At 64.2% G+C, this 16,802-nt stretch carries 14 protein-coding genes; 11 read left to right on the top strand and 3 right to left on the bottom strand.

The features are described 5' to 3' along the window. The first annotated feature begins 5 nt into the window (after positions 1-5). The 3 genes from ccsB to msrQ all read left to right on the top strand — a co-directional run bounded on the left by ccsB (position 6) and on the right by msrQ (position 2,894). Positions 6-1,193, top strand: coding sequence for a c-type cytochrome biogenesis protein CcsB (ccsB, locus tag DUPY_RS01550; protein ID WP_070245960.1), 1,188 nt, complete (start codon positions 6-8; stop codon positions 1,191-1,193). A gap of 91 nt (positions 1,194-1,284) precedes the next feature. Then, complete coding sequence (gene msrP, locus DUPY_RS01545; protein ID WP_070245959.1) at positions 1,285-2,265, top strand: protein-methionine-sulfoxide reductase catalytic subunit MsrP; 981 nt, start codon at positions 1,285-1,287, stop codon at positions 2,263-2,265. Between the two features lie 14 nt (positions 2,266-2,279). Beyond that, positions 2,280-2,894 carry a protein-methionine-sulfoxide reductase heme-binding subunit MsrQ gene (gene msrQ, locus DUPY_RS01540; RefSeq protein ID WP_070245958.1) on the top strand — a complete coding sequence of 205 codons (615 nt, stop codon included), beginning with the start codon at positions 2,280-2,282 and terminating at the stop codon, positions 2,892-2,894. Between the two features lie 91 nt (positions 2,895-2,985). Here msrQ and lysA read toward each other — a convergent pair whose 3' ends face one another. Then, on the bottom strand, positions 2,986-4,263 hold the full coding sequence (lysA, locus tag DUPY_RS01535; protein WP_070245957.1) for a diaminopimelate decarboxylase: 1,278 nt from the start codon (positions 4,261-4,263) through the stop codon (positions 2,986-2,988). A gap of 4 nt (positions 4,264-4,267) precedes the next feature. Continuing rightward, positions 4,268-4,534, bottom strand: a complete 267-nt coding sequence (gene lptM, locus DUPY_RS01530; RefSeq protein WP_141749381.1) for an LPS translocon maturation chaperone LptM — start codon at positions 4,532-4,534, stop codon at positions 4,268-4,270. Positions 4,535-4,573: 39 nt separating this feature from the next. On the opposite strand from lptM, the gene cyaY reads away from it, so the two are divergent. Further along, positions 4,574-4,906, top strand: a complete 333-nt coding sequence (gene cyaY, locus DUPY_RS01525) for an iron donor protein CyaY (RefSeq protein ID WP_070245955.1) — start codon at positions 4,574-4,576, stop codon at positions 4,904-4,906. Positions 4,907-5,098: 192 nt separating this feature from the next. Here cyaY and DUPY_RS01520 read toward each other — a convergent pair whose 3' ends face one another. Continuing rightward, entirely contained in the window at positions 5,099-7,465 is a 2,367-nt protein-coding gene (locus tag DUPY_RS01520) for a penicillin-binding protein 1A (protein ID WP_070245954.1), read from the bottom strand. Between the two features lie 197 nt (positions 7,466-7,662). Between DUPY_RS01520 and DUPY_RS01515 the strand changes: the two genes are divergently transcribed. The 7 genes from DUPY_RS01515 to aroKB all read left to right on the top strand — a co-directional run bounded on the left by DUPY_RS01515 (position 7,663) and on the right by aroKB (position 16,725). After that, the gene (locus DUPY_RS01515) at positions 7,663-8,736 is read left to right on the top strand and encodes a pilus assembly protein PilM (protein WP_070245953.1); all 1,074 of its coding nucleotides are present in this window, start codon (positions 7,663-7,665) and stop codon (positions 8,734-8,736) included. Further along, positions 8,736-9,452, top strand: a complete 717-nt coding sequence (locus tag DUPY_RS01510) for a PilN domain-containing protein (protein WP_229255205.1) — start codon at positions 8,736-8,738, stop codon at positions 9,450-9,452. Before DUPY_RS01515 ends, DUPY_RS01510 begins: the two co-directional genes overlap by 1 nt. Continuing rightward, entirely contained in the window at positions 9,449-10,138 is a 690-nt protein-coding gene (locus DUPY_RS01505; protein WP_070245952.1) for a type IV pilus inner membrane component PilO, read from the top strand. The genes DUPY_RS01510 and DUPY_RS01505 overlap by 4 nt, the downstream gene beginning before the upstream one ends. Beyond that, entirely contained in the window at positions 10,135-10,680 is a 546-nt protein-coding gene (locus DUPY_RS01500; RefSeq protein WP_070245951.1) for a pilus assembly protein PilP, read from the top strand. The genes DUPY_RS01505 and DUPY_RS01500 overlap by 4 nt, the downstream gene beginning before the upstream one ends. 11 nt (positions 10,681-10,691) lie before the next feature. Beyond that, the gene (locus DUPY_RS01495) at positions 10,692-12,788 is read left to right on the top strand and encodes a type IV pilus secretin PilQ (RefSeq protein WP_229255204.1); all 2,097 of its coding nucleotides are present in this window, start codon (positions 10,692-10,694) and stop codon (positions 12,786-12,788) included. Positions 12,789-12,810: 22 nt separating this feature from the next. Then, entirely contained in the window at positions 12,811-15,009 is a 2,199-nt protein-coding gene (locus DUPY_RS01490) for a beta strand repeat-containing protein (protein ID WP_070245949.1), read from the top strand. A 72-nt stretch (positions 15,010-15,081) separates the two neighbouring features. Next, positions 15,082-16,725, top strand: coding sequence for a bifunctional shikimate kinase/3-dehydroquinate synthase AroKB (aroKB, locus tag DUPY_RS01485; RefSeq protein WP_084640493.1), 1,644 nt, complete (start codon positions 15,082-15,084; stop codon positions 16,723-16,725). Positions 16,726-16,802: the final 77 nt, after the last annotated feature.

Below are 16,802 nucleotides of genomic sequence, written 5' to 3'. Positions count from 1 at the left end.
AAATGATGGAACTGACTGAAAAATCCCAAGGCTCGACACCTGCCACCCAGGCCAGCGGCAGCACCTATGTGCAGGCGCCCGGCTACTTCAAGCGCTTGACCGTGGTGGACTGGCTGTTCGCCGCCGCCTTGCTGGCCGGCGCCGTGTTCGCCTTCAACCGCTACGGCCATTTCATGGACGTGTACGAGGAAGCGATCATGCTGCTGTGCGCACCCGTGTTCGCGGCGCTGGGCTGGCACTGGAAGCCGGTGCGCTGGCTGATGGCGCTGGTCGCCTTGCTGTCGCTGTGGGCGATCTCGATGTACGCGGGCCAGCTCGACATGGGCACGCAAAAGTTCTGGCTGCGCTACATGATCTCTAGCCAGTCGGCGATTTTGTGGATGAGCGTGATGTTCTGCCTGTCCACGCTGTTCTACTGGATCGGCTTTGCCGGCCGTTCGGAAGCGTGGAGCAGCCTCGGCACCAAGCTCAGCTGGGCTGCCGTGGTGCTGGGCTGGACCGGCATGATGGTGCGCTGGTACGAGTCGTACCTGATCGGCGCCGACGTCGGTCACATTCCCGTCTCCAACCTGTACGAAGTGTTCATCCTGTTCTCGCTGATCACGGCGATGTTCTACCTGTATTTCGAGGACCGCTACAAGACCCGCCAGATGGGCCCGTTCGTGCTGCTGATTATCACGGCTGCCATCGGCTTTTTGTTCTGGTACACCACGTCGCGCGACGCGGCCGAGATCCAGCCGCTGCTGCCGGCGCTGCAAAGCTGGTGGATGAAGATCCACGTGCCGGCCAACTTCATCGGCTACGGTAACTTCGCGCTCGCTGCCATGGTGGCAATGGCCTACCTGCTCAAATCGTCGGGCCGCCTGGCGGACCCCCTGCCGTCGCTCGAGGTGCTCGATGATGTCATGTACAAGGCCATCTCGGCCGGTTTCGCTTTCTTTACCATCGCTACCATCCTGGGCGCGCTGTGGGCGGCCGAAGCATGGGGCGGCTACTGGTCGTGGGACCCGAAAGAGACTTGGGCGCTGATCGTCTGGCTCAACTACGCGGCTTGGTTGCACATGCGCCTGATGACGGGCTTGCGCGGCCGTCCGGCGGCCTGGTGGGCGCTGGTGGGCTTGCTGGTGACCACGTTCGCTTTCCTGGGCGTCAACATGTTCCTGTCCGGTCTGCACTCGTACGGCAAGCTGTAAAACTATTTTCCTAGTTAACTGAGCTGTCATCTTTGTTTTCCGGGATTGGTGTAAGGTGGAGTTATTGCCTTGCCCCTTTTCTGGAGACAACATGCTGATCAAGCGTAGCCCCAACGGTATCGAACTGCCGTTTTCGTCGGAAATCACGCCGCGCGAGCTGTACGAATCGCGCCGCACCTTCATCAAGCAGGTGGCTGCCGGTGCCATCGGCAGCGCCGCGCTGCTGGAAATGGCCAACCGCGAAGCGTTCGCCCAGGGCGCCGGCCTGGCCAAGCTGCCGGCCAAGCTCAACCCGGCCTATTCGGCGCTCGACAAGCAGACGCCGTACAAGGACGCCACCACCTACAACAATTTCTACGAGTTCGGCACCGACAAGAGTGACCCGGCAGCGAACGCCGGCACCCTGAAAACCCGGCCGTGGACGGTGCAGATCGAAGGCGAAGTCAAAAAACCGATGACGCTCGACATCGACGCGCTGCTCAAGCTGGCGCCGATGGAAGAGCGCATCTACCGGCTGCGCTGCGTGGAAGGCTGGTCGATGGTGATTCCGTGGGTCGGTTACTCGTTCTCCGAGATCATCAAGAAAGTCGAGCCGACCGGCAACGCCAAGTACGTGGAATTCATCACTCTCAACGACCGCAAGCAGATGCCGGGCGTGGGCAGCCGCGTGCTCGAGTGGCCGTACACGGAAGGGCTGCGCATCGACGAAGCCAATCACCCGCTGGCGCTGCTCACCTTTGGCATGTATGGCGAGGTGCTGCCGAACCAGAACGGCGCGCCGGTGCGCATGGTCTTGCCTTGGAAATATGGTTTCAAGTCGGCCAAGTCGATCGTCAAGATCCGCTTCGTGAAGGACATGCCGCGCACGTCGTGGAATATCTCGGCGCCGCGCGAGTATGGTTTTTATTCCAACGTGAACCCCGACGTCGACCATCCGCGCTGGTCGCAGGCATCCGAGCGCCGCATCGGCGAAGACGGTTTCCTGGCCCGCAAGCGCAAGACCTTGATGTTCAACGGCTACAGCGACGTCGCACCGTTGTACGCCGGCATGGACCTGAAAAAATTCTATTGAGGGCGTAGCACAGCATGGCTTTCAATCCCACCGCGCGCCAGACCAGCCTGATCAAGGCTGGCGTATTTCTGGCCGCCTTGATCCCGCTGGCGCGCATGGTGTACCTGACGGTGACCGGGCAACTGGTCGAACCGCTCGAATTCATCACGCGCTCCACCGGCGACTGGACCTTGTACTTCCTGTGCTTTACGCTGGCGGTCACGCCGTTGCGGCGTGTGAGTAAATGGAACTGGCTGGTCAAGCTGCGCCGCATGCTGGGCCTGTTCATGTTCTTTTACGCCGTGCTGCACTTCATGACGTTTTTATGGTTCGACCATTTCTTCGACCTGGCGGAAATGTGGAAAGACGTGCTGCGGCGCCCGTTCATCACGGTCGGCTTCATCGCCTTCGTGCTCTTGATACCGCTGGCGGCCACCAGCACCAACGCCATGATCCGCCGCCTGGGCGGCAAGCGCTGGCAGTGGTTGCACCGGCTGATCTACGTGATCGCACCGCTGGCGATCCTGCACTTCTGGTGGATGAAAGCAGGCAAGCACAACTTTACCGAACCAATCATCTACGGCTCGATCCTGGCAGTGCTGCTGGGAATGCGGGTGTTCTGGGCGCTGCGCAAGCAGGCCAAGGCCTGAAACTAGTTCGGGGTCAGTGCCGACATTCGGACACAAGCTCAGCTGCTATAGCTCGAGTTCGTGTCCGAATGTCGGCACTGACCCCGAAGTGTTAGTTGATCAGCGATTCGAGGGCGTAGAGCTCGGCTGGGGTTTCGCGGCGGCGTATTACGTGGGTGGTGGCGCCGTCGACGATGATTTCGGCGGCGCGGCCGCGGGTGTTGTAGTTCGACGCCATGGTCATGCCGTAGGCGCCTGCCGAGTGCATGACCAGGAGGTCGCCCGCTTCAACTGCCAGGTCGCGGTCGCGGGCCAGCCAGTCGCCTGATTCGCAGATCGGGCCGACGATGTCGTAGGTCTTGCTCTCGGCAGCCGTTTGCGCCACCGGTTGCATGTCCATCCAGGCCTGGTACAGGGCCGGGCGCGCCATGTCGTTCATGGCGGCGTCAACGATGCAGAAGTTCTTCTCTTCGCCGTGCTTGATGAATTCCACGCGGGTCAGCAGCACGCCGGTGTCGCCGACGATCGAGCGGCCCGGTTCGAAAATCACCTTGATTGGACGGCCTGCGTAACGCTCGGCGCGCCAGGCGTCGATGCGGGCGAACACGCGGCCCAGGTAGTCGCCCACCGGTACCGGCGCCGCTTCACCGGCTTCGCGGTAGTCGATGCCGATGCCGCCGCCCATGTCGAGGTGGTGCAAGGTGATGCCTTCGTCGCCGAGGCGGTCGATCAGTTCGATCAGGCGGTCCAGCGCTTCGAGCAGCGGCTGGTCGTCCAGCAGTTGCGAACCGATGTGGCAGTCGATGCCGGCCACGTCGATGTGCGGCAGCGCGGCGGCGGCGCGGTAGGTGTCGAGCGCGTCATCGAACGCGACGCCGAATTTGCTCGCTTTCAGGCCGGTGGCGATGTACGGGTGGGTCTTCGGATCGACGTTGGGGTTGACCCGCAGCGAAATGCGCGCGGTCTTGCCCATGGCGCCGGCCACGTCATTGAGGCGGTGCAGTTCGGGGATTGATTCGACATTGAAGCACAGGATGTCGTGCGACAGCGCCAGGCGCATTTCATCGACGCTCTTGCCCACGCCCGAGAAGATCACCTTGCGCGGGTCGCCGCCGGCGGCCAGCACGCGTTGCAGCTCGCCGCCGGAGACGATGTCGAACCCGGCGCCCTGGCGCGCCAGCAGGTCGAGGATCGCCAGGTTGGAATTGGCCTTCATGGCGTAGCACACCAGCGCGTCGCGGCCCCGGCAGGCGTCGGCGTACGAGGCGAAGTTGCCCAGCAGCGCGGCTTTGGAGTACACATAGGTCGGGGTGCCATGCTCGGCAGCGATGGCGGCCAGCGACACGCCTTCGGCGTGCAGCACGCCGTCTTGATACGAAAATTGCGACATAGAATTATTTGATGGTCGGTACGGTGGTGGGAGACTGCATGGACGGCGGCGCAATCGGCTCGGCCGGCGTGGGCACGATGGGCGCCGGCGGTTCGGCGGCCGGGGATACCGGGACCGTGCTGCTCTTGGCAGGCTTGGACACTGGCGGCTTGGGCAGGTAAAGCGGGCCGGGTTGGCCGCAACCGCTGAGCATGACCGTCAGCGCCACGGTGGCGGCGCCGATAATCGGAAAGACAGCATAACGAATAGGGGATGTCGGGACAGACTTCACGATAGAATCACGGATTGACTATAGATATCGGAGTTTAGCATGGGCGATTCAGAATTCCTGGCGCAGGCCGAGGCCACCCTCGACGCCATCGAGGCGGCGTTGGACAAATTGAACGACGAAGACATGATCGACGTCGAATGCAGCCGCAGCGGCAACGTGCTGGAAATCGAATTCCTCCACAACGGTTCCAAGATCATCGTCAACAGCCAGGCGGCGATGAAGGAGCTGTGGGTCGCTTCGCGTTCGGGCGGTTACCACTATCGCCAGAAGGAAGGCCAGTGGATCAATACCCGTGACGGCTCGGAAATGCTGGCGTCGCTGTCGGAGATGGTCAGTGCCCAGGGCGGCGCCCCTGTGGTCATCACCGGCTGAAAATAGCTGAGCTTGAAAACAACAACGGCGGCCACCAGGGCCGCCGTTTTTTTATGCCAGCCCGGCTGGCGAGGGAGCTCGAAAAACCGTAGCGAGCGGCTCGATATCGTCGGGAGTAGCGCAAGCGTACGCAGGTACGCTGAGCAACGCAGCGGCGATAGCGGGCCGCGCAGTAGGTTTGTCGAGCTTCCCTTAGAACAACTCGTTCTTGACCGCGTCCTTGGCCTTTTCTTCGGCCGGGGTGCCCTGGTTGGCGCCGTCGATATTGTGTACGCCGGTGCCCGGCGGGTTCTCGGCATAATAATACTCGTCGCCGACCAGCATCACGCCCTCCGGCACCGCGCGCTCCTCGATCGGGATGTTTTTCAGCGCCTTTTGCATGTAGTTGATCCAGATCGGCAGCGCCAGGCCGCCGCCGGTTTCGCGGTTGCCCAGGTTGCGCGGCTGGTCGTAGCCGATCCAGGCCACGCCCACCAGCTTGGGCTGGTAGCCGGCAAACCAGGCGTCGATCGAATCGTTGGTGGTGCCGGTCTTGCCCGAGATGTCGGGGCGCTTGAGCGCCAGCGCCTTGGTCGCCGTGCCGAAGCGCACCACGTCCTTGAGCATGCTGTCCATCAGGAAGGCGTTGCGCTCGTCGATCACGCGGTTCTTCTCGTCGCCAGCCTTGTCTGGCGTCGCCTGCGACAGGATCTTGCCGTCGGCGTCGGTCACCTTGGCGATCAGGTACGGGCTGACCTTGTAGCCGCCGTTGGCGAACACCGCGTACGCGCCGGCCATTTGCAGCGGCGTGACGTTACCCGCGCCCAGCGCCAGGGTCAGGTACGGCGGATTCTTGTCGGCGTCGAAACCGAAGCGCGTGGTGTATTCCTGGCCATACTTGGCGCCGATCTTGTGCAGGATGCGGATCGAAATCATGTTTTTCGACTTGGTCAGGCCACGGCGCATGGTCATCGGGCCGTCGTATTTGCCGTCGTAGTTCTTCGGCTCCCAGGCCTGGCCGCCGGTCTGGCCGGCGTCGAACGAGATCGGCGCATCGTTGATGATGGTCGAGGGCGACAGGCCGCGCTCGAGCGAGGCCGAGTAGATGAACGGCTTGAACGACGAACCCGGCTGGCGCCACGCCTGGGTGACGTGGTTGAACTTGTTACGGTTGTAGTCGAAACCGCCCACCATGGCCTTGATGGCGCCGTCCTCGGTGCTGGCTGCAACAAAGGCCGATTCGATCTGCGGCATCTGCGTCAGTTCCCAGTCCTTTTCTTCGCGCATCACGCGCACCACGGCGCCACGGCGGATGCGCTTGTTGGGCGCGGCCTTGTCCGACAGCCAGGCGCGACCCATGGCCAGGCCGGCGCCGCTGATGCGGATTTCCTCACCGGAGGCGGTCACCGCCACGATCAGCTGCGGGGTGGCCTGCAGCACGATGGCGGCAATGATGTCGTCGCTGTCCGGGTGGTCGGCCAGTTCGGTTTCGATGGCGTCGTCGGCGTCTTCCTTTTTCGCAGGGATGTCGATGTACGCTTCCGGGCCGCGATACGGGTGGCGGCGCTCGTAGTCCATCACGCCACGGCGCAGCGCCAGGTAGGCAGCGTCCTGGTCGGCCTTGGTGATGGTGGTAAACACGTTCAGCCCGCGCGTATACGTGTCTTCCTTGAACTGTTCATAGACCAGCTGGCGCGCCATTTCGGCCACGTACTCGGCGTGTACGCCGAACTCGCTGCTGTCGGTCTTGACCTTGAGCGGCTCGGCGCGCGCTTCCTCGTACTGCAGGTCGCTGATGTAGCCCAGGCTGTGCATGCGCGTAAGGATGTACTGCTGGCGGGTGCGCGCGCGCTTGGGATTGACGACAGGATTGTAGGCAGAAGGGGCCTTGGGCAGGCCGGCCAGCATGGCCGCCTCGGCCACGCTGATGTCGCGGATATTCTTGCCAAAATAGATTTGCGCGGCCGACGAGAAACCGTAAGCGCGCTGGCCCAGGTAGATCTGGTTCATATACACCTCGAGAATCTGGTCCTTGCTCAGGTTTTTCTCGATCTTCCAGGCCAGCAGCATTTCATAGACCTTGCGCTTGATGGTCTGCTCACTGGACAGGAAGAAGTTGCGCGCGACTTGCTGGGTGATGGTCGACGCGCCCTGCTTGGCGCCGCCGGTGGCGTTGTGCACGGCCGCGCGCAGGATGCCGGTGTAATCGACGCCGCCGTGCTCGTAGAAGCGGTCGTCTTCGATGGCCAGCACGGCCTTCTTCATCACGTCGGGAATGTCCTTGATGCGCACCAGGTTGCGGCGCTCCTCGCCGAACTCGCCGATCAGCACGTTATCGGCCGAGAAGATCCGCAGCGGCATCTTCGGACGATAGTCGGTCAGCGTGTCGAGCTCGGGCAGGTTGGGGTAGGCCATCGCCAGGCCGAAGACCACCAGCAGCACGCCGCCCACGGCCAGGCCCAGCGCGGACAGGCCGGCGATCAGGAAGAATCGCGACGCTGGCGACGCGGATTTGGTTTTGCCGCCAGCGCGCGGGGTGTCGCCGTCGCCGGTGGGAGGAGCCGATTTGGAAGAAGCCATGCAGTTCGATCTTTCTGAAAATAATCCGGGCCATTATAAGCGAGTGCCGAACCAGCGGCGCGCCTGTGGCGGCCCGGTTTTGCCGCGCCGGCATGATCAACGGTAATAAGTGTGGCGAAAGCGAATCGTGCACGACAGAAATATCTTTACACCGTTACAGGCTCGACTTACTGTAGGAGTTCACTCTGGGGACGCGCATGAATGCATTCCAGGCCCTTTTCGGCCCCCGTAATCCGCCATTGATCGGGATTGACATTAGTACATCGTGCGTACGGTTGGTGGAGCTGGCACAAGGCGCCAAGGACGAGTTGCGGCTCGAGCGTTATGCCGCCGAGGCGCTGCCGCGCGGCGCCGTGGTCGATGGCGCCATCGAGAACATGGACCAGGTGGTGGAAACCCTGCGTCGCGTATGCAAGAAAAGCGGCACCCGAGCCAGGCTGGTGGCGCTGGGCATGCCGCCGGCCTCGGTGATCACCAAGAAAATCATCCTGGCTGCCGGCTTGTCGGAAGAGCAACTGGAAATGCAGGTCGAGTCCGAGGCCAGCCAGTACATTCCATTCGCGCTCGATGAAGTGAGCCTGGACTTCGACATCATCGGCCCAGCCAATTCGCCCGAGGACGTGGAAGTAATGCTGGCTGCCTCGCGCCGCGAAAAGATCGAGGACCGGGTGGCGATTGCCGAGGCCTCCGGCTTGAAAGCGACGGTGATGGACATCGAATCGTACGCTGCCCGCGCCGCGCTCGACCGCGTCACCGCCCTGATGCCCGAGGCGGGCGCCGGCCGGGTGGTGGCGCTGTTCCAGGTTGGCGCCCAGGTCACGCATATTTCCGTCATGCTCGACGGCGCCACCGTCTACGAGCGCGAGCAGCCGTTCGGCGGCAATTCACTGACCCACGACATCGTGCGCGCCTACGGCATGGCGTTCGAGGAGGCCGAGGCGCGCAAGAAAACCGGCGACCTTCCCGACAATTACGTGCCGGAACTGCTCACGCCATTCCTGGAAAGCGCGGTGATGGAAGTCACGCGTGCGATCCAGTTCTTTTACACGTCCACCCCCTACACGCGCATCGACCGGCTGTTCCTGGCCGGCGGCTGCGCCTTGCTGCCGGGGCTGCTGGACCTGATCGCCAGCCGCACCCGCATCGCCTGCGCGGTGGCTGCGCCCTTCAAGGGCATGCAACTGGGACCGACGGTGCGCGAATCGCAGTTGCGCCTCGACGGTCCGGCCTACCTGGTGGCCTGCGGGTTGGCGTTGCGGAGGTTTGGCTGATGATACGCATCAACCTGCTGCCCCACCGCGAAGAAAAGCGCAAGCAGAAGCAGGCCGCCTTCGTGGCGCTGCTGGCGCTGGGCGGCGTCGCGGGCGTGGCGGTGGTGTTGATGGTGGGCGCGTACAACGCCCGTGCGATTTCGATCCAGGACGAGCGCAACGGCGCACTGACCTCGGCCATCGGCGAGCTCGATAAAAAGATCGTCCGCATCGCCACGTTGAAACAGGAAATCGAAGCGCTGAAAGCGCGCCAGCAAGCGGTCGAGGACTTGCAGGGCGACCGCAACCAGCCGGTGTACCTGCTCGACGAACTGGTCCGGCAAACACCGGCCGGCGTGTACCTGAAAGGCTTTCGCCAGGAGGGGCAGAAGGTGACCATCGACGGCTATGCGCAATCGCAGGAGCGGGTGTCCGAACTGCTGCGCAACCTGGCCGGCGTCTCGCCCTGGCTGGAAAAGCCGGAATTGATCGAAGTGAAAGCCGCGCCGCTGGCGCAGGGACGCACGGTGCGCAAGGTGGTCGAATTCAACTTGATCGTCAACATTCGCCGGCCGCGTGACAAGGATGTGGCGGCCCCGCTGCAGCCCGGTACGGCGCCAGCACCAGCATCAGTACCAGCACCATTGCCAGTACCAGCACCATTGCCAGTACCAGCACCAGCACCAGCACCAGCAGCACCAGCAGCCCCAGCAGCGGCGGGAGGACCGGCAGTATGAAGAGCAAACCCAAGCGCCGCAGCGGTCCCGACCTGGGCGAACTGTTCGCACGCTTTACCGCGCAGTTTCGCAACCTCAACCGTCGCCAGCCGGGCCAGTGGCCGCTGGCGCCGCGCGTGCTGTGCGCCGCCGGCGTGGCGGTGGCGGCCATCGTGGGCGGCTATTTCGCCTACTGGAGCGGCCAGTTCGAGATGCAGGACGCCGGCGCCCAGGCCGAGGTGCGGCTGCGCGCGGAATACCGCCTGAAGACCGCCAAGGCGGTCAACCTGGAAGCGTTGCAGGCGCAAAAGCTGCAAGTGGACCGCTATGTCGACCGCCTGCAAAAGCAGCTGCCGAGCAAGGCCGAGATGGCCGCGCTGCTGACCGACATCAACCAGGCCGGCTCCGGGCGCGGCCTGCAGTTCGAGCTGTTCAAGCCGGCCCAGGTGGTGCTCAGGGATTACTACGCCGAACTGCCGATCGACATCAAGGTCACCGGCAGCTACCACGACATCGGCGCGTTTGCCGCCGACATGGCCAACCTGCCGCGCATCGTCACTCTCAACAACATGACGCTGACGACCAACAAGGACGGCGTGCTGACGCTGGACGCCGTCGCCAAGACCTTCCGCTACCTCGACCCCGACGAGGTGCAGGCCCAGCGCAAGGCGGCCGACGCCAAAAAGAAAGCGGCCAAGCGATCATGAACCTGCGCCCCCGTCCATGGTGGTTGTTACTCTTGCTGGCCGGCTGCGGCGACAGCGACGTGCAGGAAGTGCGCGCCTGGATGAAGCAGGTCGACGCGGAGACCAAGGTCGGCGTGCCGCCGCTGGCCGAACCGAAAACCTTCATTCCGTTCGCCTACCAGCAAAAGGACGTGCTCGATCCGTTCAACCCCAACAAGCTGCTCGCCGAGCTGGCGCGGCAGGGGCTCGACGTCGGCGCCGGTGGCGGCGGCCTGGCGCCTGACCTCAAGCGGCGCAAGGAACTGCTGGAAAACTACCCGCTCGACACCATGAAAATGGTGGGCACCATGGAAATGAACGGCACCATGTACGCGGTATTGCAGATCGACCGCAACGTGTACAAGGCTGTCAAGGGGCAGTACCTGGGCCAGAACCATGGCGTGATCACCGGCATTACCGATGCCACCGTGTCCATCCGCGAAGTCGTGCAGGACGCCACCGGCGAATGGGCCGAACACCTGGCCACGCTGGAACTACAGGAAAGCAAGGAGACCGCCAAATGAGGGCTCGACTGATGGCTCAACTATTTTTGTTGCTCGTGTTGCTGTCTGGCGGCGGCGCCGTTCGCGCCCAGGACAGCAACGCCATCGACTCCATTACCGCCAGCCAGCAGGGGGCCAATCTGGTGGTGCGCATCGGGCTGACGCAGCCGCCGACCGCGTTGCCGGCGGCGTTTGCCATCAGCAACCCGCCGCGCATCGCGCTCGACTTCGGCGCGATCGCCAACCGCACCGGCAAAACCGAGCACGACTTCGGCCTCGGTGACCTGCGCAGTGTGCACGTGGTGCAGGCGGGCGACCGCGCGCGGCTGCTGTTCCACCTGAATCGCAGCCTCGGCTACAGCATGGCCATCGACGGCAAGGCCGTGGTGCTGACCATCGATACCGGTGCCGGCGTTGCTGCCTCGGCTGCCTCGGCCGCCTCTGCTGCGGCTAGCGAGCGGCCGCAGTTGAAAACCATCGACTTCCGCCGTGGCGACAACGGCGAGGGGCGGGTGGTGGTGGAGCTGCCCCGTGGCGCAGCGGCCGATGTGCGGCAAACCCCCACCGGCGTGGTAGTGGACTTCATCGGCGCCGGTGCGCCGGAGGCATTGCGGCGCCGGCTCGACGTCGGGGACTTCGGCACGCCGGTCAGCTTCGTCACCACGGTGCAGCAGGGCGACCATGCGCGCATGACCGTCGAGGCGCGCGGCCTGTGGGAGCAGAGCGTGTACCAAAACGATGCGCAGCTGGTGGTGGACGTACGGCCGATCAAGGAAGATCCGCGCCGCATCGTGCAGGGTTCGCAAGGCTATCGCGGCGACAAGCTGACCTTCAATTTCCAGAACCTCGAGGTGCGCGCGGCGCTGCAGGTGATTGCCGACGTCTCGGGCCTGAACATCATCACCAGCGACAGCGTGACCGGCAACCTGACCCTGCGCCTGAAAGACGTGCCGTGGGACCAGGCGCTGGACGTGATCCTGCAAGCGAAGGGTCTCGATATGCGCAAGAACGGCTCGGTGCTGTGGATCGCGCCCAAGGAAGAGCTGCTGACCAAGGAAAAACTCGAACTCGAGCAGCGCGCCCAGATTGCCGACCTGGAACCGTTGAAATCGGAAATCTTCCAGCTCAACTACCAGAAGGCCGAGGCGTTTCGCACCGTGTTCGGCCTTGACGCGGCCGCCGGCGCCGGCAACCGCGTGCTGTCGCGGCGCGGCAGCGCCATCATCGAGCCGCGCACCAACCAGCTGTTCGTCACCGATACCGTGGCCAAGATCGAGGACGTGCGGCGCCTGATCGCCAAGACCGACGTCGCCACCAAGCAAGTGCTGATCGAGGCGCGTATCGTCGAGGCCAGCGATACCTTCACCCGCAACCTCGGCGCCAAGCTCGGCTTTTCCGACATGCGCACCGTGCGCGGCGGTGACTCGGGCTACCAGGTGGGTAATGGCAACAGCCGGGTGGGCATCGGCGGCAATATGACCGGCGTGGGCGAGGTGACCGGCCAGATCGCGCCCACTACCAGCAGCTACAACAACACCCAGTTCGTCAATTTGCCGGCCGCCGGCATCAACGGCATCAATGCCGCCAGCCTGGCGCTGAGCCTGTTCTCGGCGGCCGACAACCGCTTCCTCAACCTCGAACTCTCGGCGCTGGAAGCCGACGGCACCGGCAAGATCGTTTCCAGCCCGCGCGTGATCACGGCCGACAAGGCGATGGCGCTGATCGAGCAGGGCATCGAACTGCCGTACCAGGTGGCCACCAGCAGCGGCGCCACGTCGATCCAGTTCCGCAAGGCCAATTTGCGGCTGGAAGTGACGCCGCAGATCACGCCCGACGGCAACGTGGTGATCGAGGTCGATGTGAACAAGGACAGCGTGGGCCAGGAAACCCGGTCCGGCTTTGCCATCGACACCAAGCATATCAAGACCCAGGTGATGGTGGAAAACGGCGGCACGGTAGTGCTGGGCGGCATCTACCAGCAGACCGAGCGCAATTCGACCAGCAAGGTGCCGCTGCTGGGCGACGTGCCGGTGCTCGGCTACCTGTTCCGCACCACGGGCCGCACCAACGACAAGACCGAATTGCTGGTGTTTATCACGCCGAAGATTGTCACCGACAAAATCAAGTAAGCAGTTTGACAGGGGATACTGTATGAAACGCATCATCGGATGGCTGGCAGCGACCATGTTTACAACCTTGCTGGGCGGCTGCGGCGGCGGTGGCGGCTCGCCCGGCACGGTCGGCGGCGGTACCGGCACGGTCACGCCTCCCACGGCCTCCAAAGTCGCCAGCGTGGCGTTGCAGGCCAGCGCCGCCACGATTGCCTCGTCCGGCCTGGCCGGCACCGAGGTGACGTTGACTGCCATCGTCAAGGACAGCGGCGGCAACGCGCTGGTCGGCGAGACGGTGAGCTTTACCGCCAGTTCCGGCACCGTGGGCAGCACCAGTCGCCTGACCGACACGGCCGGCCAGGTGGCTGAAAAACTCAGCGTGGCGGGCGACGCGTCGCTGCGCACCATCACCGTGACCGCCAGCGCCGGCGGACGCACGTCGGCGCCGGTGCAGGTGGCGGTAGTGGCCGCCGTGCCGTCGCTGTCGCTCACCACCGACAGCGGCAGCCTGGCCTCGTCCGGCGCGGCCGGCAGCGAAGTGACGGTGGTGGCGCTGGTGCGCGATGCCAACAATACCGCGCTGCCCGGCGTGGTGGTGGACCTGAAAGCCGATTCCGGCAGCCTGACGCTGACCTCGCGTACCACCAATGCCCAGGGCATCGTCAGCGAAAAGCTGAGCACCGGCGGTGATCCCGCCTCGCGCGCGATCCGCATTACCGCCGGCGCGGTGGGGGCCACGGCGGTCTCCACCGTGGTCAACGTGGCCGGCAACCGGCTCACCGTCAATGCACCGTCCACCATCAACGCGGGCGCGGCTTTCGATGTCGCGGTCAAGCTGGTCGATTCGGCCGGCAATGCGCTGGTCGGTAAGCCCGTGACGTTCTCATCAACCGCCAATGCGCTCACGGTCAAGGGCGGCGGCACGGCCGTGACCAACGCTGCCGGCCAGTTGATCCTGACCTATGCAGCCAGTGGCGGCAGCACCGACGTGATCACCGTGCGCTCGCTGGGCGAGACGGCATCGACCACGATTGCGATCAACACCTCGAGCTTTGCCGTGCGCGTGCAGGACGGCGGTGGCAACGTGGTTACCAGCACCACTATCGGCAGTTGCCGCCAGGTAGCAGTGACCGGTGGCAGCACCGGCGATGTGACGATCAGCAGCTCGCGCGGCACCGTGTACACCAATGCCACCTGTACCGTGCCCTTGAACGGCGCGCTGACGCTCGCCGACGGCACCGCCACCGCCTATATCGATGCCAACAGTCCGGGCGTGGCCACGCTGACGGCCAGGGCCGGCGTGCTGGGCACCCAGTCCGACCTGGAATTCGTTGCGCCGCTCACCACCGCATCGACCATCACGGTGCAGGCCGACCCGGCCGTGATCGGGGTAAACACGCCCGGCAGCATCAGCCAGCAGGTCACGCTGCGCGCCGTGGTGCGCGACGGCCCGGCGCAGAACAACCCGGTCAAGAACGCGCTGGTGTCGTTTGCCATCGTGTCCGATGCCAGCGGCGGTTCGCTCACCCAGCCATCCGACGTCACCACCGCCGCCGATGGCTCGGCCACGGTAAGCTTCATTGCCGGCGCCACGCCCACCGCCACCAACGGCGTGCAGATCCGCGCCCGCATCGTCGGTGGGAGCGTGGTCAACAACAGCGCCACCGCCATGCTGACCGTGGCGCAGCGCTCGCTGTTCATCAGCGCCGGCACGGGCAACCTGATCACCACGCCCGACAGTTCCACCTACCAGCAGGACTACGCGGTGTTCGTCACCGATGCGGCCGGCAATGCGGTGTCCGGCGTGCGCCTGACGGCGTCGGTGCTGCCGGTGCAATATTTCAAGGGCTTTATGAACTACACCGCCCCGGGGCCATGGGCGCCGGTGCAGAAAGTACCGTGCGATAACGAGGACTTGAACCGCAACGGCATTCTCGATGCCGGCGAGGATCTGAACGGCAATGGCAAGCTCGAACCGGGCATTCCGGTCAACGTGACGCCGGCCGTCACCACCGATGCCACCGGACGGGCCACGGTGTCGCTGGTGTATCCGCGCGACCGCGCCAACTGGCTCGATGTGAACCTGACCGTGCGCGGACAGTCAAATGGCAGCGAGTCGACCTATACCTCTCTGGTACACTTGCTAGGTTTGAGTAGCGATTACACAAACCAGAATGTCGCGCCGCCGGGCGCGGTCAGCCCATACGGGGTGGCGACGACGTGCAGCAACCCGCAATAGCCGCTCGGTAACGGGGCTTGATGCGAGGGCGTGTGCGGGCGTCGGAGCCGCCCGCATTTAGTTGGATTTTGCATGCAAAATGTGTTTCTAGTCGGTTTGATGGGTGCTGGAAAGACCACCATCGGCCGCATCCTGGCCCGCAAGCTGGGGCTGCGCTTTGTCGACTCCGATCACGAGATCGAGGCGCGCACCGGCGCGTCGATCCCGTGGATCTTCGAGATCGAGGGCGAGCCGAGCTTTCGCCGCCGCGAAGCCGACGTGATCCGCGAGCTGACCGGCCAGCAAGACCTGGTGCTTGCCACCGGCGGCGGCGCCGTGCTCAATCCAGACAACCGCGCCCACCTCAAGGCGCGCGGCACGGTGATCTACCTGCGCACGACCGTCAACAGCATCCTGCAGCGCACCGCGCACGACAAGAACCGGCCCCTGCTGCAAACCGCCGATCCGCGCAAGAAGCTCGAGGAGCTGATGGCGGTGCGCGATCCGCTGTACTTGGAAATCGCCGATATCGTCATCGATACCGGCCGTCCTAACGTACAATCGATGGTCCTGACCATCCTGAATCAACTGGAAAAGCTGGCCTGCGAAGCCGCGCCCAACTGTTCCACCAGAGCCCAACCATCGATGAACGAAGAATCCACCATCCTGTTAAATGTTGACCTGGGCGAGCGCAGCTACCCGATTTCGATCGGCCCATCGCTGCTGGAAGACCCGTCGCTGCTGGCGCGCCATGTCAATGGCGGCAAGGTCGCCATCGTCACCAACACCACCGTTGCGCCGCTGTACCTCGAGCGCGTGGAGTCGGCGCTGCGCGCGGCCGGCAAGCAGGTGATGTCGGTGATTTTGCCCGATGGCGAAGAGTTCAAGAACTGGGCCAGCCTGATGCAGATCTTCGACACCCTGCTGGCCAACAAGGCCGACCGCAAGACCACGCTGATCGCCCTGGGCGGCGGCGTGATCGGCGACCTGACCGGCTACGCGGCCGCCAGCTATATGCGCGGCGTCGATTTCATCCAGGTACCGACCACCTTGCTGTCGCAGGTCGATTCGTCGGTGGGCGGCAAGACCGGCATCAACCATCCGCTGGGCAAGAACATGATCGGCGCGTTTTACCAGCCGCGCGCGGTGATCGCCGACACGTCCACCTTGGAAACCTTGCCCGACCGCGAACTGTCGGCCGGGCTGGCCGAGGTGATCAAGCACGGCGCCATCATCGATGCCGCCTTCTTCGACTGGATCGAAGCCAATATCGGCCTCCTGATGGCGCGCGACAAGGGCGCGCTCGCGTATGCGATCGCCCGTTCGTGCGAAATCAAGGCTGACGTGGTGCGCCAGGACGAGCGCGAAGGCGGCCTGCGCGCCATCCTCAATTTCGGCCACACGTTCGGCCACGCCATCGAAGCCGGTCTCGGCTACGGCGAGTGGCTGCATGGCGAGGCGGTCGGTTGCGGCATGGTGATGGCGGCCGACCTGTCGCAGCGCATGGGCCTGATCGACGCGCCTTCGGTGGCGCGCGTGCGTGCGCTGGTGGCCGCTGCCGGTCTGCCGGTCAAGGCGCCCGACCTGGGCACCGCGCGCTGGCTCGAACTGATGGAAGTGGACAAGAAGAACGAAGGCGGCGCCATCAAGTTCATCCTGCTCAAGCCGCTGGGTGCGCCGAGCATTACCAATGCGCCGCAGGAATTGCTGCTGGCCACGCTGGCGGCGCACATTTAAGGAATCATCATGGTGCCTGAAGAATATCTGGCTCCCTATGCCGCGCACTCGTCGTCGGCGTCTGCTGCGGCTGGCGG

It is taken from the genome of Duganella phyllosphaerae, from assembly GCF_001758785.1.
In the GTDB taxonomy this organism is placed as follows: domain Bacteria; phylum Pseudomonadota; class Gammaproteobacteria; order Burkholderiales; family Burkholderiaceae_D; genus Rugamonas; species Rugamonas phyllosphaerae.
The sequence above is the reverse complement of the archived record's forward strand: the minus strand, read 5'-3'. Positions and strand labels throughout refer to the sequence as shown.

What these genes read in the sequence shown, in the direction of transcription:
- DUPY_RS01510 (WP_229255205.1), top strand. Translation starts at nt 8,736, where the DNA reads ATGATACGCATCAACCTGCTGCCCCACCGCGAAGAAAAGCGCAAGCAG.
- DUPY_RS01495 (WP_229255204.1), top strand. Translation starts at nt 10,692, where the DNA reads ATGGCTCAACTATTTTTGTTGCTCGTGTTGCTGTCTGGCGGCGGCGCC.
- cyaY (WP_070245955.1), top strand. Translation starts at nt 4,574, where the DNA reads ATGGGCGATTCAGAATTCCTGGCGCAGGCCGAGGCCACCCTCGACGCC.
- DUPY_RS01520 (WP_070245954.1), bottom strand. Translation starts at nt 7,465, where the DNA reads ATGGCTTCTTCCAAATCGGCTCCTCCCACCGGCGACGGCGACACCCCG.
- ccsB (WP_070245960.1), top strand. Translation starts at nt 6, where the DNA reads ATGGAACTGACTGAAAAATCCCAAGGCTCGACACCTGCCACCCAGGCC.
- lysA (WP_070245957.1), bottom strand. Translation starts at nt 4,263, where the DNA reads ATGTCGCAATTTTCGTATCAAGACGGCGTGCTGCACGCCGAAGGCGTG.
- DUPY_RS01490 (WP_070245949.1), top strand. Translation starts at nt 12,811, where the DNA reads ATGAAACGCATCATCGGATGGCTGGCAGCGACCATGTTTACAACCTTG.
- msrP (WP_070245959.1), top strand. Translation starts at nt 1,285, where the DNA reads ATGCTGATCAAGCGTAGCCCCAACGGTATCGAACTGCCGTTTTCGTCG.
- DUPY_RS01505 (WP_070245952.1), top strand. Translation starts at nt 9,449, where the DNA reads ATGAAGAGCAAACCCAAGCGCCGCAGCGGTCCCGACCTGGGCGAACTG.
- DUPY_RS01500 (WP_070245951.1), top strand. Translation starts at nt 10,135, where the DNA reads ATGAACCTGCGCCCCCGTCCATGGTGGTTGTTACTCTTGCTGGCCGGC.
- DUPY_RS01515 (WP_070245953.1), top strand. Translation starts at nt 7,663, where the DNA reads ATGAATGCATTCCAGGCCCTTTTCGGCCCCCGTAATCCGCCATTGATC.
- aroKB (WP_084640493.1), top strand. Translation starts at nt 15,082, where the DNA reads ATGCAAAATGTGTTTCTAGTCGGTTTGATGGGTGCTGGAAAGACCACC.
- msrQ (WP_070245958.1), top strand. Translation starts at nt 2,280, where the DNA reads ATGGCTTTCAATCCCACCGCGCGCCAGACCAGCCTGATCAAGGCTGGC.